At 37.6% G+C, this 14092-nt stretch carries 16 protein-coding genes; 9 read left to right on the forward strand and 7 right to left on the reverse strand.

The features are described from left to right. Positions 1-39: 39 nt before the first annotated feature. The gene (locus HNQ80_RS14530) at positions 40-507 is read left to right on the forward strand and encodes a GNAT family N-acetyltransferase (protein WP_184311398.1); all 468 of its coding nucleotides are present in this window, start codon (positions 40-42) and stop codon (positions 505-507) included. Positions 508-526: 19 nt separating this feature from the next. On the opposite strand, the gene HNQ80_RS14535 is transcribed toward HNQ80_RS14530, so the two are convergent. From HNQ80_RS14535 to HNQ80_RS14545, 3 genes are read right to left on the reverse strand one after another with little or no spacing between them, the layout of a single operon-like run. Beyond that, entirely contained in the window at positions 527-1186 is a 660-nt protein-coding gene (locus tag HNQ80_RS14535; RefSeq protein WP_184311399.1) for an ABC-2 transporter permease, read from the reverse strand. Then, entirely contained in the window at positions 1179-2045 is an 867-nt protein-coding gene (locus tag HNQ80_RS14540; RefSeq protein ID WP_184311400.1) for an ABC transporter ATP-binding protein, read from the reverse strand. Before HNQ80_RS14540 ends, HNQ80_RS14535 begins: the two co-directional genes overlap by 8 nt. A 2-nt stretch (positions 2046-2047) precedes the next feature. Beyond that, the gene (locus HNQ80_RS14545) at positions 2048-2422 is read right to left on the reverse strand and encodes a GntR family transcriptional regulator (RefSeq protein WP_184311401.1); all 375 of its coding nucleotides are present in this window, start codon (positions 2420-2422) and stop codon (positions 2048-2050) included. Between the two features lie 170 nt (positions 2423-2592). Here HNQ80_RS14545 and HNQ80_RS14550 point away from each other — a divergent pair, with 170 nt between their 5' ends. Further along, positions 2593-3225 carry an HAD family hydrolase gene (locus HNQ80_RS14550; protein WP_184311402.1) on the forward strand — a complete coding sequence of 211 codons (633 nt, stop codon included), beginning with the start codon at positions 2593-2595 and terminating at the stop codon, positions 3223-3225. Positions 3226-3362: 137 nt separating this feature from the next. After that, the gene (locus HNQ80_RS14555; protein ID WP_184311403.1) at positions 3363-5381 is read left to right on the forward strand and encodes a sensor histidine kinase; all 2019 of its coding nucleotides are present in this window, start codon (positions 3363-3365) and stop codon (positions 5379-5381) included. A gap of 49 nt (positions 5382-5430) precedes the next feature. On the opposite strand, the gene HNQ80_RS14560 is transcribed toward HNQ80_RS14555, so the two are convergent. The 4 genes from HNQ80_RS14560 to HNQ80_RS14575 all read right to left on the reverse strand — a co-directional run bounded on the left by HNQ80_RS14560 (position 5431) and on the right by HNQ80_RS14575 (position 8052). Next, entirely contained in the window at positions 5431-5985 is a 555-nt protein-coding gene (locus tag HNQ80_RS14560; protein WP_184311404.1) for a C40 family peptidase, read from the reverse strand. Positions 5986-6128: 143 nt separating this feature from the next. Further along, a complete protein-coding gene (locus HNQ80_RS14565) occupies positions 6129-6416 on the reverse strand; it encodes a hypothetical protein (RefSeq protein WP_184311405.1) in 288 nt (95 codons plus the stop codon). Between the two features lie 165 nt (positions 6417-6581). Then, positions 6582-7244 (reverse strand): OmpA/MotB family protein, encoded by a 663-nt coding sequence (locus tag HNQ80_RS14570; RefSeq protein WP_184311461.1) that lies wholly within the window; start codon positions 7242-7244, stop codon positions 6582-6584. After that, positions 7231-8052 (reverse strand): motility protein A, encoded by an 822-nt coding sequence (locus tag HNQ80_RS14575; protein ID WP_184311406.1) that lies wholly within the window; start codon positions 8050-8052, stop codon positions 7231-7233. Before HNQ80_RS14575 ends, HNQ80_RS14570 begins: the two co-directional genes overlap by 14 nt. A 273-nt stretch (positions 8053-8325) precedes the next feature. Between HNQ80_RS14575 and HNQ80_RS14580 the strand changes: the two genes are divergently transcribed. From HNQ80_RS14580 to HNQ80_RS14605, 6 genes are all read left to right on the forward strand, one after another. After that, entirely contained in the window at positions 8326-9531 is a 1206-nt protein-coding gene (locus HNQ80_RS14580) for a CapA family protein (protein ID WP_184311407.1), read from the forward strand. Between the two features lie 112 nt (positions 9532-9643). Continuing rightward, on the forward strand, positions 9644-9832 hold the full coding sequence (locus HNQ80_RS14585) for a hypothetical protein (RefSeq protein WP_184311408.1): 189 nt from the start codon (positions 9644-9646) through the stop codon (positions 9830-9832). A 188-nt stretch (positions 9833-10020) separates the two neighbouring features. Next, positions 10021-10683: an NAD(P)/FAD-dependent oxidoreductase gene (locus HNQ80_RS14590; RefSeq protein WP_184311409.1), complete on the forward strand. Its 663-nt coding sequence runs from the start codon at positions 10021-10023 to the stop codon at positions 10681-10683. A gap of 77 nt (positions 10684-10760) precedes the next feature. Beyond that, positions 10761-11876, forward strand: coding sequence for an amidase domain-containing protein (locus HNQ80_RS14595; RefSeq protein ID WP_184311410.1), 1116 nt, complete (start codon positions 10761-10763; stop codon positions 11874-11876). Positions 11877-11946: 70 nt separating this feature from the next. Continuing rightward, positions 11947-12165: a DUF1450 domain-containing protein gene (locus tag HNQ80_RS14600; RefSeq protein WP_184311411.1), complete on the forward strand. Its 219-nt coding sequence runs from the start codon at positions 11947-11949 to the stop codon at positions 12163-12165. A gap of 239 nt (positions 12166-12404) precedes the next feature. Next, entirely contained in the window at positions 12405-14039 is a 1635-nt protein-coding gene (locus HNQ80_RS14605; protein ID WP_184311412.1) for a methyl-accepting chemotaxis protein, read from the forward strand. Positions 14040-14092: the final 53 nt, after the last annotated feature.

Genomic DNA, 14092 nt, shown 5'->3' on the forward strand with positions numbered 1-14092 from the left:
AAGGTATTATACAGAGACCTAAGAAAAAGGGGACAAAAAATGATCCAACCATTAAATCTTCAGGATGATCAAATGTTACAGCAGATACTGGATATTCAGATTCCTGCTTACCAGGTAGAAGCAGCATTGATTGGATATTGGGAAATACCACCTTTAAAGGATACTATTTACACTTTAAGAGATAGCGATGAAAGTTTCTATGGATATTTTGAAAATGAAAAGCTTCTAGGCGTTATATCCTATAAGGTGGAAGGGAATGTAGTAGATCTTTGTCGTCTGGTGGTTGAACCAAAATGCTTTCGAAGAGGAATCGGCAGAAAGCTGGTGGCTTGGGTGGAGAGCTTAGAAAGAGACAAAACAAAGATGATTGTATCTACTGGGTATGACAACATTCCCGCTAAGACTTTATATGGAAGCTGCGGGTTTGAAGAAAAAGAGGAGCTTAGAACGCCAGATGGATTGCGTATCAGTTTATTTGAAAAGCCTATACAATCTGCAAAAATATAGGGAGAAAGACTTCTATTGGCTAGAAGTCTTTTTTTGTGTAAATGCGAACAGATACAAAATAAGAAATAAGTAGGAGGAACAGGATGACAGCAAAAATGAATAGTCCTACCAATTCAGATGCGAAGTGATTAAACTGATAAAGGATAGAGGATATCCATGAATCATTCTCTTTCGACAAAAAGTCAATCAAAAAACTAGGAGCAAAGAATACAGCCAAAAAGAAAAGAATATTTACGATCCTTATATGGGTAGCGCCATATTTAAAATAGAAAGGTAAAAATAGGGAAGCCCATATACCTACACTAACGAAAGTTGCCAACATATCGGTTATATTCATATAGCGGATGTCAAAGGGGAAACCTGCTAGATTAGCGATGACTCCAATGACTCCCGATATCAATAGGGCGATGGCTGTGAAAACAAAGATAGACAAATACTTAGCTGTAACCATATGAATGCGCTTTAATGGTAAACTCATAAATAATACATCACTTTTGTATTTATCATCCAATGTAATCGCTGTCAATATCATGAGATACGCAACGGCAACAGAGCCCATAATATAGAACTGAAGAAATTCAGCGGTTTGAAATGCGAACATAGCAAAGATGCTGTATAGGAAAGCAAAAATAAAAGTCTTCTTCTGAATCAAGATGTCCTTCAAAATTAAATTAAACATGATGATGCCCCCTCACTGTATAAAGCATGATATCTTCTAAAGATGGACGCTCAATCATAGCATGATCCTTGAATAAGCTTCTAATCTTATCCCTGTTTTTTCCTAGGGCTTCAAATCCAAATTGGTTTTCCCGGATACCGATAAAACATTTTCTAATATCTTGATCCAATAGATCTTTTCCACCTTTGACGATACAGTATTCTTCAAAAATAGTGTCCTTTTCCTCACTGAAGATGATTTCTCCATCATGGATAAAGGTGATATAATCCGCAATTTTATCAAGATCTGTCGTGATATGGGTTGAAAATAAAATAGCCTTGTTTTCGTCCTGCATCAATTCTGCTAGGATATCCAGCAGTTCACTTCGAAATACGGGATCGAGTCCGGATGTGGGTTCATCCATAACAATCAATTCTGCATGATGGGAAAGCGCTAAGGCCAAGGAATATTTCATACGCATTCCTTTGGATAGGGTCTTGATTTTGTGTTTCAAAGAAAGCTGAAAGACATGAATGTAGTGTTGAAATATTTCTTCATCCCAATTGGCATAGAAGGGAGAAATAATCTTTTTCATTTCCTGTAAAGTTAAGTCCTCGTAAAAAAAGTTCTCATCATATACAAAACCAATGCGATTTTTTATGGCTTGCTCATGGCTTATGTGATCTAGACCAAAGACATTGATAGCTCCAGCATCTTTTTTAAGTAGATTCATGATGAGCTTGATGGTGGTTGTTTTTCCAGCGCCATTGGGGCCAATGAAGCCCATGATAAAGCCTTTCTTTAGATGGAAGAATATATCTTTTAATTGAAATTGTTTATAGGACTTGCTGAGATTTTGAATCTCCAAAATGTTTTCCATATTTAAACCTCCTCAAATAGCAGTTTAATGATACGTATAAAATCATCCTGGGAGATCCCAAGTGCTTTGCACTCATGGATCACCTCTGCCAACGCTTCTTCAATCAGTTGAAGACGTTTCTCCTTTAAAAGTTCTTTATTTTGGCCTGCAACAAAGGTTCCCTTGCCTCCTACGGTTTCAATGAAGCCTTCTCTTTCCAGTTCTTCATAGGCCCGCTTTGTAGTAATGACACTGATTTGCAGCTCCTTTGCTAGATTTCGAATAGATGGGAGCAGTTGGCCAGCTTCAAGTTCACCCTTTAAAATCAAGTGTTTAACTTGATCAGATATTTGCTGGTAGATCGGTTCCTGTGATGCATTGGAAATAATAATTTTCATAACATCCCTCATTTGCAGTATACAGTATATATAGTATATACTGTATATAATTTATATATACAGTATATACACGATTTTATGCCATGTCAATAGAAGAAAGAGGAAAAAAAGAATTGTTATGGAATTATGTATCATGAAAAAATACATGGTATGGAAACAGGAGGTTAAAGATGAACGGGTTTCAGTTAGTATGTTTTGACATGGATGGTACCCTCATTCGCAATACCAATTCCGTAAGATTATTGTGCACTTTGAATGGCAGAGACAAGGAAGTCAATGAAATTGAGGAAAGGGAAGCGAAGGGTGAAGTCCATTGGATTGAAGCTGATTATGAAAAAGTGAAGCTGATGGAAGCACTTCCTCTGGCGAAATTACAGGAAGAATTTGAACAGAGGGTAGAGTTGATCGGAAATATTAATCAAGTGATCGCGCATATGAAGGAAAAAGGTTTAAAGGTGATTTTAGTGACAGCTGGACCCCTTCATGTTGCAGAATGTCTAAAGAAGAAATATGATTTTGACGAGATATTTGGTAGTGAGTATGAAGTAGAGAATGGTATTTTTTCAGGCAGAATTATTAAGCACTTAGGAGAACATGGGAAGTTGGAAAGCTTGCTCAATTATTGCAAGAATCATGACATTCCATTACAAAGATGCATTGCTGTAGGAGACGGTGATTCAGATATAGAGATATTTAAGCATACTGGAAAAGCCATTGCCATCAATTATTCTCAAACTTTATCGGGAAAAGCGCATCAATACTTAATGACAGAGGACCTTAAGGATATCTTGATACACATATAGAGTGGATGCAAACGAGAAGAAATCCTGACAACCTATAGTAGGATTTTTTCACATAGAATAGAATGATCTCAACGATAGATATGTCTAGATAAATCAAAAAAGGAAATAAGATGATCTATTTGGGAATGGAGAATGCTATGAAAACAAAAGATATGTATCGAGAAGGAAATGAGTTGAATGAAGGGGAGAGTAAAATTAACTACGAATGGTTATACAGGATGGACTTTGAGAAATCTCCTGATGCAAAACTAATGCTTAAAGAACGTAGGATTATTGATTGTAATGAATCGGCTGTCAGATTTTTTGGATATGATTCAAAGGAAGAATTATTGGGGGGCATGCCGTATCTGTTGTCTCCAATTATCCAGACCGATGGAAAACCGTCCATGGTAAAAGGAAATGAAATGCTTACCCTGGTTGAGAAAAAGGGAAGCCATCGCTTTGAATGGATACATAAAACCAAGGAAGGAAAGTCATTTTTTGCGGAGGTCGTATTGACCCTTCTCCCCATTGAAGGTGAAAGGGTGATAAGTGCATCTTTGCAGGATATCACAGAAAGAAAAGGTATTCAGGAAGTCCTCGAAGAAAAAGAAGAGTTCTACCGAAGCCTCTTTCACAACAATCATGCAATCATGCTCTTGGCTGATCCCGACAATGGAGAGATTATCGATGTAAATCCAGCAGCTTGCTTTTTCTATGGATATGATCGTCAGACCTTTCTAACGATGAACGTAAAGGATATTAGTACCTCTTCAGAAAAGAAAATTTTCTCCACCATCGAAGATGTAAGATTCCATCATGGAAAGCATTATTATTTAAAAGATAGGATTGCTAATGGAGAGATAAAGGATATAGAGATATACAGTGGCCCTATACGAGTAAAAAATAAAGAACTATTATACAGCATTATTCATGACATTACAGAAAAGAACAGAACGATGACAGCCCTTGAGGCAAGCGAAAAAAAATTCAAAGAATTATTTCATAACGCCAATGATATGATTTTTCTTCACGGATACGATGAAAATAAGAGAACAGGAAAAATTATGGAGGTAAATGATATCGCCTGTATGAAGTTGGGATATAGGAGAGAAGAGCTGTTGAAAATGACACCGTGGGAGCTCAATGTCGAGGATATGCGCCGATTTGTGCCAGAAAATACAAAAAGAATTCTGAAAGAGGGACATGCTACCTTCGAAACAGTAATGCAAACCAAAGACAAAAAAAGGATTGCTGTAGAGATTAATGCCCATATGTTTAAACTGCTAGGACAAGATGTAAACCTTTCTGTGGTAAGAGACATTACGGAACGAAAAGAGACGATGAAGCTTTTAGGGGAAACCATTGCCTATGATAAGTTGAAAACGGAATTTTTCTCAAATATTTCCCATGAATTTAGGACACCCCTAAATGTAATTTTTGGTACCCTACAGCTAATGGAGTTATGCTTGCAAAGGGGAGATGGAGATCTAAACATCGAGAATATAGAAAGATATGTAAAGCGGATGAAACAAAATGGATGCCGGTTGTTGAGATTGGTAAACAATCTGATTGATATTACCAAAATTGACTCAGGCTACTATGAGGTGCAGATGCAGAATTATGATATTGTCCATCTGGTAGAAGATATTACCCTATCGGTGGCTGAATACGTGGAAACAAAGGAGATAGGTCTAGTATTCGATACCGACTTGGAAGAAAGGATACTTGCCTGTGATCCCGATGCCATGGAAAGAGTTGTGTTAAACCTCTTGGCCAATGCCATAAAGTTTACAAATCCTGGGGGAACGATACAAGTATATATTCATGATCAAGGAAATCATATATCCATTTCCGTGACAGACACAGGAATCGGCATACCAAAAGAAAAATTGGATTCAATATTTGAACGTTTTCGGCAGGTGGATAAAACCTTAACACGAAACCATGAAGGGAGTGGTATTGGACTTTCTTTGACAAAATCTTTGATAGAACTTCATGATGGAACGATTAAGGTGGAAAGTGAATTAGGCAAAGGGAGTAAATTTATTATTGAGCTGCCAATTCGAATGATGCAGAACAAAGCAGAAGATAGCCATTTCATGAGAAATGCGCAGCAATCAAAGATTGAAAGAATTCATATTGAGTTTTCAGATATATATTCTATCAACATATAGAAATTTATAGCAAAAGGGGGATAAAAATAGCATCTGTGATAGGCAGACGCTATTGAGGGAGAACTCTTCGACCGGTGACATAGGTATCGGCATAAAACCCTTCTTCTAAAGACGATATGGTAACCTTTTTTGCAGCGGAAGAGGCGTGAATGAACTCTCCATTTCCTATGTAGATTCCTACATGGGAGATTCCGTCCCCCTTTGTATCGAAGAATACCAGATCACCAACGGACAAATGATTCTTTGGAACATAAATTCCATCCTTGGCTTGATCTTGAGAAACACGACGGATATCCACCCCATAGGCATTCATAACATATTTTGTAAAACCAGAGCAGTCAAAGCCCTTTGGCGTGGTTCCACCCCAGACATAGGGAACATTCATATAGCTTTTTGCAAAATCAACCAAGTCTCTTTGCGTTTTGACTTGAGTCAGGCCCTCTACATTGGGAGAATCTAGCTGCCGTATTGCCTCATTGAATACGGTATGAAAATTATTACTAGAAGGTTCATCTAAGGGAGTAGGCTCATTTTTCATGATATTGACAGGAACCCTACTTTGGATTTCTTGAAGTTTTTGCTGAAATATGAGATTCACATTCATGGGCATGTCTCCTGTGGATTTAATAATTTCATTTTATAAAAAATACATACTTTTATCAATGGTAATATCCGCCTATAACAGAATACATCTGTGAAAAATCTCATAAAAAAAGAAGGCCACAGCATGTGCGGCCGAAGGGAGATTTAGTCATATTCTTTCTGAACAAATCTATCAAAGTTTTTGTCCTGTTGGAGACCTTGTTCCAACAGGATTTCTTTGGTTTCTTCTGGAGGTTTTGTCATTTCATAGCATGTGTCCATCAATTCAGCCAATCCTGCTTTGGCTAGAATGGGCTCTAGGACTTCCATTTCTCCCTCATCAAAGATTTCAGTGATCGTACCATCATTTTCCCAATCTTCCCTTGTTGAGATAAAAACAGCGGAGCCATCGGCGCCACTTACCATAGAAAATAAGAAATTATTTCCATCCATCTTCTATCCACTCCTAATCTTAAAGTCATGGTGCTGCTTTTAGTATTTGAGTTTTTTATGTATATTATATAGTCCTCTGTTTATTGGTTTCTGAGAACTTTTCCCAAATTCATGGAAAAACTATCAAAAAAACCTTCAAGGGCGCTTGAAGGTTAGTATAGCTATTTAATTGGCGATGATGATCTCTATTCTTCGATTGTTGGCTCGACCTTCGGGTGTACTATTGCTATCGATGGGATTCCTTTCACCATAACCGCTGACGGATACACGATTTTTAGCGATTCCTTTATTTTCAGTCAGATATTTTACGACTTGTATAGATCTAGCCACAGAAAGCTCCCAATTTGATGGATATTCTTTTGTCCGAATAGGCACATTATCTGTATATCCTTCTACGATGATGTTGTTATTCACTCGTTGAAGCTGTGCACCAATCTGGTCCAGCAGTAGGTAACCATCTGGAGAAATTCCTGCTTGTCCGCTTTGGAACAAAACACTATCCCTAAACCTGATTAAAAGCCCGCGTTCATTTTCGATGATATCCACCTGATCTTGAAGGTTGTTTTTTTCAAGAAATGTCATAAAGTCCTCACTGGTGGACTTGGGATCCCTTCCATTCTTATGAAGGCCGAACAATTGAGCAGCTAAGCTATCGTTCTCCTTCTTTAAATCTTTATTTTCACTGCTGAGATTTGTCAATTCTTTAGATGTATAAATGAAAAAGATAATGAAGAAGCAGAGTAAGATAGTAATCATATCACTGTAGGTGATGAGCCAGTTGTTGCTAAACTCCATTTCATATTTGCTCGAATTATCATTGGAATTCATAGGTGGCCGTATTCCTTTCAGTAAATTCCTTTTTAGGGTAGAGAAGACGCTGCTCTTCCTTTAGCATTACATTCATCTTGTCGAAAACATTTCTTGGAGAATCATTTTGAGCAATTAATAAAATCCCTTCCATGACAATGGTATATTGGAGAATATGATGGTCGATATATTCCTTTAGTCTACCCATGAGAGGTACGGCAGCAAAATTGGCGATAAGACCTCCGTAAAGAGTACTGACCAAGGCGGAAGCCATATTGCTCATAATAAGTGAAGCTTGTCCCAAGTCGGATAAAAGACCGATGAGACCTAGTAAGGTTCCGATCAAACCAAAGGAAGGGGCAACATTGGCAATCATCTTGAGAACATTATAGGGGCGATACAGACTGATTTGCCTTGCTTCAATATCCTTTTCCAAAATGTCTCGCATGGCTTCAGGCTTTTTATAATCATTTAATAAAACCAGTGCATCTCTTAAAAAGGTATTGCTCTCCAGTTCTATATCCGATTGCAGAGACAGAACACCCTCTCTTTTCACCTTGATCGATATATCATGAAGCTTATGAATTACATGGACATAATCTGTTTTTTCAGAGAAGCTCGCCTTGATCATCATGGCAGTATCTACCAAGGTTTCAAAGGAGAAACTAATAATGATGGAAAGGAAGATACCGCTAAAGATGATCTCAAGGGCTGTTAGATTCCATAAGGACTTTAGAGATATGCTGCCGATGACCGAGTGAAAAACAAGGACAGTAAGAATTATAATGACAGGGAGCTTTAACTTTTTCTGATAGGGTTCGAACTTCATGGAAGACCTCCTCATACAGATATCAAATTTCATATATTTATTTTAACATAATTACATGAACTTTCTGCTGCTTAATTCTGTTAAAATTGCCTTTGGGTATATTGACCTATTATGGAGAACTACTTTAAAAGTATGATTCTGTTAAAGTTAGTAAAAAAAGATTCTTACCTTATTCAAAAGTAAGAATCTTTTTTTACTTTTTTGATATACATAGACCATGCATGACATGCTGGGCGTAATGTTCTAAAAACCATAGCAAATGGAGGGTTTATTTTGTTTATCCAGCTTACCTTGTCTTTCTTACTGATGGTAAGCAACCTCTTGTATCCTCAAATATTTATTCTAAATCCAGTCCCCATTGGGAATAGAGGGGTTGAGCAAATACAAAAGATTGAAAATGTCCAGAATATAGCAGATGATGGATATCAAGGAGAAAAGAGCCGAGGAGAAGCACTTTTACCCGCAACAGGTTTTGAAGAAGAGAAACATACGGCGGAAGAAAATATTTCAGAGAATAGGCAAGGATACGATGAGGTGATCACCATATCCTTTGCAGGGGATTGTACATTAGGATGGGATGATACAGCTGGGTATTTCAACTCTTTTCCCTACAGGTTGGAAAAGGAGAATGGAGATTTTGCCTATTTCTTCAAAGGGGTAAAGCAGTTCTTTGAATCAGATGATTTGACTTTGGTAAACCTGGAGACCACCCTTACCACCTACAATAAAAAAGCGGAAAAGAAATTTCGGTTTAAGGGTGAGCCTTCCTATGTGAACATATTAAAAGAAGGCAGCATCGAGATGGTGAATTTAGCAAATAATCATATCTATGATTATTTAGAGCAAGGCTTTAAAGAGACGATCGGGAACTTGGAGAAGGGAGAGATTCTCTATTCTGGAGAAGGCTTTATGGGAGAGACGACCATACGAGACATTAAGGTTGTCAGTCTGGGTTATAGGGGATGGGATATCTCCATAAAGGAGCAGCTGATGAAGGATATTCAAAGGGCAAAAGGATTAGGAGATATTGTTTTAGTTTCCTTCCATTGGGGAGAAGAGAGAAGGCATTTTCCAAATAAAACCCAACGGATACTGGCGTATACCGCCATCGATGAGGGGGCCGATATCGTGGTGGGACATCACCCCCATGTGATACAAGGCATTGAAAAATATAAGGATAAATATATTCTGTACAGTCTAGGGAACTTCTCCTTTGGAGGCAATAAGAATCCTATGGATAAAGATAGCTTTATCTTTCAAAATAGATTTTATTTGAAGGACAAAAAGATAATTAAAAATGAGGGGGTTATAGTTCCCTGCAAGATTTCATCGGTAAATGATGTGAATGATTATCAGCCTACGGTGGCTAGGGGTGAGGAAGCAAAACGGATTGTAGACAGGCTGTTGTTATATAGTGAAAAATTGCTAAATGGGATTAGCGGTGAGGAAGAGGTATACATAAAAGATATAATCAATTGATAGGATATTCCTATGGGCTATTGGATTGAAGTATATGATATAATAAATCATAAAGATGAAAAATGTTCTTAAAAGGGATTTTCATCATTAAAACGGATAGGGAGAGATTCTGATGTCTTTTAAGATTTTTACATGGATAGATGAATTATTTGATGGGTTTTCAAGGACAAACAGCTATCGGTTAGAGGCTGATCAAAAACAAATTGTAATGAGAGGATTGAGATGGTTACTGATAACAGGTGTTGGATTAGGTTTGGTATTGGGATTGATCCTGTTCGGTTTTGGGATTATAGAATATTAGTAGAGAAATAGATTATTATAAATCGTAAAAAGGAAAAGAACATAGAATGATGTTCTTTTCCTTTTTACGATTTATAAGGGAAAGAATGAAGAGATGAAAAGTAAAACAAAAGATTTTCGTTCATACTAATAAAGAAACATGAAGTGCTTGAAAGTAGGTAAATATTCACATAGGAGGGAAATACATATATGAAGAAGGATTTATTGGAAAAAGGAGCTGTATTGCAGCGAGACAACGACACCTATGCTATTGCGCCCCATATTCCAGGAGGAATCGTAAGCAGTGAAACCTTGAGAAAAATTGCAGATGCAGCAGATAAATACAAGGCGGAGGCTATTAAGCTTACCTCATCTCAGCGCATCGCTATTGTGGGATTGAAGGAGGATGAAATTGATAGCATTTGGCAGGATTTGGACATGAAGCCAGGAGCCGCCCTCGGTTTGTGTGTAAGAAGCGTGAAATTTTGTCCAGGTACTACTTTTTGTAAGCGGGGACAGCAGGATGCTGTAGGTGTAGGAATGAAGCTGGATGATTTATACCACGGTATGGATTTACCGAACAAACTGAAAATCGGTGTAAGCGGTTGTCCAAACTCCTGTGGAGATAATCACTTCCGGGATATTGGCATTATGGGTATGCCAAAAGGTTTCAAAATTCAAGTGGGAGGAAAGGGCGGCATTAAGCCAAGGATTGGAGATACCTTATATGACAATATAGATGAGGAAGATCTGTATCCTATTATTGATAAGGCAGTAAAGATCTATGCCGAGAATGCCAAGAAGCATGAGCGATTAGGCGCTTACATTGATCGGGTAGGCATTGAAGAATTCAAAAGGCAAATGGAAAGTTAATAGAAACTTTTATTTAGTTATCCTATATACCCTCCTTCATTCATATACTTTATCAGTAACATGGGGGAGGGAAAGATATGAAGTTGTTGATCCAAACAAGAAAAAGTATGCGAAATATGATGCTTCTTTGTATTTGTGCTGGGATCATCATCTCAAGTTTATATATGAGGGATAGCGTGATTACGGTGTCTACTGCTAGAGTAGATGAGGAGTTTGCTCCTATTGTGAAAGCAATCTTTGATACAAGGAATCGTGCCATCATGGAGCAGGACACCAGCCTATTGGATACCATGTATGACAAGGGACGGAGAAATGGCCTTTGGGCCTATGAGCATGAGTTAAAGAAGATGAAATATTTGCATCGATGGTCTGAAAAACAAGGTATTCGCTTCACCAAAATCAATGCCAACACCATGGTGAAGTGGGTGAAAAAGAAGGATGAAGGCTATACCATTAATCTGGTAACCTCTACAGAATATCAATACAGCTATGAGAATGATGTAGAGAAAAACAATCTATTTCGTATTGGTACTTATCACTCCATGGACATAAGGAAGCTGGATGAGACATGGGTCATTACGCGAGAGTGGTATACAGATCCCTTTGCTGATTCACTCCAGCTAGATATGGAAAAGTCAGCTGAATTTAAAGAGTACATACAGGCTCAGCCGTCCAGAGATTTTGCTGATATGGGCGAACGAAGGAACAATGCAGTCGCTTATGCCGATGCGTATTGTGGGGCTGCAGGGGATGAAGAGTCAGGATATAGCTATAATAAAAAATATAAGAATTATAATCCCTTGGGTGGGGATTGTGCCAACTTTGCATCCCAGATTCTCCATGAGGGAGGCAAATTTAGAAAAAATGGAACATGGAATTATGATGGTGATGGCAGCAAAGCATGGGTGAATGCTCAAGCTTTTAAAAATTATATGCTCTATAGCGGCAGAGCTTCTAAAATTGCTTATGGCAGCTATGAAAAGGTATATAAGCAGGCCTATCAGTTATTGCCAGGGGATTTTGTGGCCTATGAGAAAAATGGAAAGGTAACTCATATCTCTGTGGTTACAGGAGTGGACGCAAAGGGGTATGCCTTGGTGAACTGTCACAATACCGACCGATATCGGGTACCATGGGACCTGGGATGGAGTAATAAAGGGATTAAGTTCTGGCTTGTGAGGGTGCACTTCTAAGAATGAAGACCGCATATTTTGATAAAATAGAAGAATACTACTTAGGAAAAACTAGAAGAGGAGTGTTACCATGGCGACAATTAAAATCTGTGAGAACAATTTTGGGTACGGTACAAATGACGTGGTAGAGAGAATCCATAAGGAGAGAGCCGATGTGACAGTGGATGTTGCATCTTGCCAAGGCTACTGTGATATTTGTGCTGTAGGCCCTTATGCTTTTGTAGATGATACGTTGATTGAGGCTGAAACGGCAGACGAATTGTATAATAAAATTATAAATATTTTATAGAAGAAAGACAGTCCAGGCTGTCTTTTTTCTTATTTTTTAAAAAAAAATTCTCCTTTATAAAAATATAATTACTTGTCAGATTATTGGTGGAAAGCAAAAATTATGAAAATATGACGCAATATTTGTAAAATTGTTACAAAGGACATCGAAGTGTGTCATCAGAAGTATAATGAAAACAAATTATGCTATATAGTATGAAGTTGTTTTTAAAATTATCTGCAAGTATAGGGAGGAAAGGTATGACGCGAATGAGATTTTATGGTGTTATTGCAGCAGTCATCATCTCAGGTATTCAGATCTTAATAAATATCATGATCATCCCAAAGCTTGATACATCTACTTTAAGCTTTTTGTTTTCAGCGCTTCCAGTTTTTATTCTATCATTTGTTGCTTTAGAATTCATTCGTAATAAGTTAATGAATTGTATAGGGATATTAGAGAATTGTTTGCAGGAATTTGCCAGAGGAAATTTTTTAGCTACATTGAAGGCCGACATCCAGATTGAAGAATTAAGTCATCTAGAAGGATTATTAAAAAAAGTAAGGGAAGAAATGAAGAATTGGATTTTTCATATATTGTCGGCAGAGGTTCATTTGAAGGATTTATCAAGACTGTTAAGCCAAAATGCAATGATATCCTTAGAGCGCATGGACAATATCAACCACAGCGTCGCAGAGATTACGGAGGGGTCCATGCAAGCAGCCAGTGATTCAGCTGAAAATGCAGCTATATCAGAAGAATTATTAAGCTCGAATATGGAGATAGCTGATTTTGGTAAGCATGTTTTGAAATTTGCAAATGATTCGGTCTATGAGATAGATCGGGATAGCCGCGTGATCAAATCAGCCCTCGACAATGTCCAAGAAATAGAAGGGTTAATGATGAAATCATTCCAACATATAGGGGCATTGAAACAGTATTTAGATACCATATCAGAAATGGCAAATGCTATATCTGGCATTGCGAAGCAAACCAACTTACTTTCCCTGAATGCATCTATTGAGGCAGCCAAGGCAGGAGAAGCAGGAAAAGGCTTTAGGGTGGTTGCAGATGAAATTAAGAAACTTGCCGAGGTAAGCGCAACGACAGCATCGCATATCAATAGAAATATTGTTCAGATCCAGGAAAACATGAATGATACGATGAAAACCATCGATTCTGGAGTCGAAAAATCTAGACAGATCAAAAACATCAGCGGAGAGGCCAACCATAATTTGCTGCATATCTACGAAAAAATCCTGGAAATCGTTCGATGTATAGAAAAGATTTCACAAAATATTACGGAACAAACCCATGCTTCCGAATTATTAGCAAAAAATATTGAAAATATTGCCCAATTTACCCATGAAATTGATAAAACCACAAGATGTATGAGTGAGAAGATCAATGATCAAGTTGGAAGTATCACAGAAAATAATAAAATTTCCCAAAACATTGGAGGAATTACCCAGGAATTTAATAAGTTTATTGAGCCCATAGAAAAGGAAATAGAAAGAGAATTGATCGGAGCATGTAATCGCATTGCTGCGTGCTTAGCACAAGGAAATTTAAATGATTTAGCAGTAAAAAGAATATGTGTTGAGGCTGGTATCACAGAGATTTATATTACCGATGCCAGCGGTAAAACCGTGCTTTGTAATAATCCAATGGGGATTGGTTTTACTTTTAAGGATGAACCTAATACACAAGCCTACGAATTTTACAAGATTCTTAACAAGCCGGAGTTGCAGGTTTGTCAACGAATGATGCTTAGGGATTTAGACGGAAAATATTTTAAATTTGTTGGAATATCCAGAGCGGATGGAAGAGGAATTATTCAGATCGGATTGAGTTTAGAGGATATCTTAAATTTTAAAGGACAGTATGCAATTTGATAGTAAAGGACTGTTGGTTTTCTATGGTTATGAGGACTCTTTATAATAGATAA

The sequence above is a fragment of the Anaerosolibacter carboniphilus genome (assembly GCF_014205875.1).
Lineage (GTDB): Bacteria > Bacillota > Clostridia > Peptostreptococcales > Thermotaleaceae > Anaerosolibacter > Anaerosolibacter carboniphilus.